Genomic DNA, 2,016 nt, shown 5'->3' on the forward strand with positions numbered 1-2,016 from the left:
GGTCGGGGCGGGCGCGTAGGCGTCGGCCAGCAGTTCCGAGGCGCGCACCGTGCTGCCGGGACCGTCGGTCAGGTAGCCGGTGGCGCCCAGGAGGTGGAGCGCGGTGCGGCCGCAGGCGTCCAGCGCGCGGTGTGCCCGGCGGAGCAGCTGGCGTGCGGCGTCGTCGTCGGCCGCGCCCGGCCCGGTTGCCGCGACCGTCGCGGTCAGGGCACGGGCCTCGGCGACGGACGCCGCCGCGTCGGCGACCAGGGCACGCACCATGGGCAGTCCGAGAGTGGTGGTGCCCTGCACGCTGCGGTGCTGGAGGTGGTCGGTGGCCCGGCGCAGTACCGCCTCGGCGACCGCCAGCCGGACCGGGACCAGCCCCGTCGCCCAGTCGTCCCCGGCCGTGGCGGGACCGGGACCGGCGCCGGCGATCCGCAGGGCCACCAGGCGGCCCGAGCCGTCGCCGACGGTGACGTGCCCGATCACCTCCTCGGCGGAGGTGCCGCGTGACCGGGGGCCGGACGGAGTGGAGAAGCGCCCGCAGGCGGCGACCAGTTGCTCCGGCAGCAGCAGGTGGCCGCCCGGACCGGCCGGGAGCACGCCGGGGCTGGTCGCCGTGTGCAGCGCGGCCAGCCGGGCGGCGAGCGAGCCGTCCGGCCCGTCCGCCGCGGCGGCCGGGGAGGGAGCCGGGCGTGTGGCCGCCGGAGTGAGGGGCCGCGGCGCGGTGCGCGGCGGTGGGGTCGGGGGCGGCGCGAGGAAGCTCATGGGACCAGCTCCTTGGGAGTGTTCCGGGCGGTCGCGGCGGGAACGGGCGGGGTGCCGGAGGGCACCTCGGTCAGGTGCAGCGCGCAGTGGTAGGGCAGATGCGGGTCGCGGTCGGCGACGAGGATGTCGCCGTCCACCTCACCGGTGTTGAGATGCCGGGCGAGGGTGGCCCACACGCCGGCGCCGGGCAGCCCCGGTTCGGCGGTGAGCAGCCGGACTCCGTCGGCCGGGGCCAGGCCGTCGAGCCCCGGCCCGGCGATCAGGGTCCGCACCGGCGAGGCCGGTTCGGCCGGCGGCGCTGCGGCGGCCGGGTCGGGGTCGGCGCCGCGGGAGGTGACGGTGATCTGCGGTGTGCCGACGCGTGCCCCGGGGCCGGGGCCGGTCTCCAGGATCATCGCGACCGCCGCGTCCCGGGTGGGGCGCACCCCCGCGACCGGGCACGGTGGGAGTGTCGACTGCTCCATCACCACCACCAGCGCCCGGTCCCGGGAGCCGGAGGCGAGCTGTCCGGTGGCGATCCGCAGCGCGGTGAACGGGGCGGCGGCGCCCTGCTCGGAGACGCCGAGTACCAGCGCGTCGTTGTCGGTGAGGCCGCCGAGGAGTGCCCCGGCCATCGACGCGTGGCGGCAGTCGGCGACCGTCATGGCGACGACGACCAGGTCGATGCCGGCGAGGGTCTCGGGCCCGAGCGCGCGCCCCACGGCCTCCGCCATGTCGTGGTAGCTGACGGCGGGCGCCGACTCCAGCCAGCCGAAGTCGAGTTCGGCGCCGGCCAGGTCACGCCAGTGGTCCTTGTAGGCCCACATGTCGGCGGGCTCGGTGCCCCGGTCGTCCCGGGTGAAGGTCAGGGTGAGGGCGCTGGCCAGGCGCGGTACCGCGGCCGGTCGGCCGCGGTCCGCGTCATCGCGCCGGAAGGCTGGCACCGGTCACCGGATCTCGGCGACGTAGCCGGCCAGGGAGCCGACGGTCTCCAGGTGGTGCTGCTCCAGGCTCTCCGGGTCCACCTCCAGGTCCAGGGCGTCCTCCAGGGCCATCAGCAGACTGAGCACGCTGGTGGAGTCCAGGTGCAGCTCGTCGAAGAGGCGGGTCTGCGCGGTGGCGTCGGGCAGCGGCTCGCCCAGGACCTCGGAGAGGGCGCTGACGACGGTGGTGACGAGGTGCTGGTCGGTGGTCTCGGCGACGGTGGTCATGGGTTCTCCTTGGCAGGGCCGCCGGTTCGGCGGCGGGGGACGTTTCGGTGGGGTGGTGCGGTGCGGTGGTGCGGTG

At 76.9% G+C, this 2,016-nt stretch carries 3 protein-coding genes; all 3 read right to left on the reverse strand.

The features are described from left to right. The coding region (locus tag E0D90_RS25265; RefSeq protein ID WP_130800240.1) for an acyl-CoA dehydrogenase family protein at positions 1-750 on the reverse strand (750 nt) is incomplete at its 3' end. Then, positions 747-1,673 (reverse strand): beta-ketoacyl-[acyl-carrier-protein] synthase family protein, encoded by a 927-nt coding sequence (locus tag E0D90_RS25270; RefSeq protein WP_130800241.1) that lies wholly within the window; start codon positions 1,671-1,673, stop codon positions 747-749. The genes E0D90_RS25270 and E0D90_RS25265, both read right to left, overlap by 4 nt. Before the next feature lie 3 nt (positions 1,674-1,676). After that, a complete protein-coding gene (locus E0D90_RS25275) occupies positions 1,677-1,940 on the reverse strand; it encodes an acyl carrier protein (protein WP_103502424.1) in 264 nt (87 codons plus the stop codon). Between the last annotated feature and the right edge of the window lie 76 nt (positions 1,941-2,016).

This window comes from Streptomyces otsuchiensis (assembly GCF_004305975.1).
Lineage (GTDB): Bacteria > Actinomycetota > Actinomycetes > Streptomycetales > Streptomycetaceae > Streptomyces > Streptomyces otsuchiensis.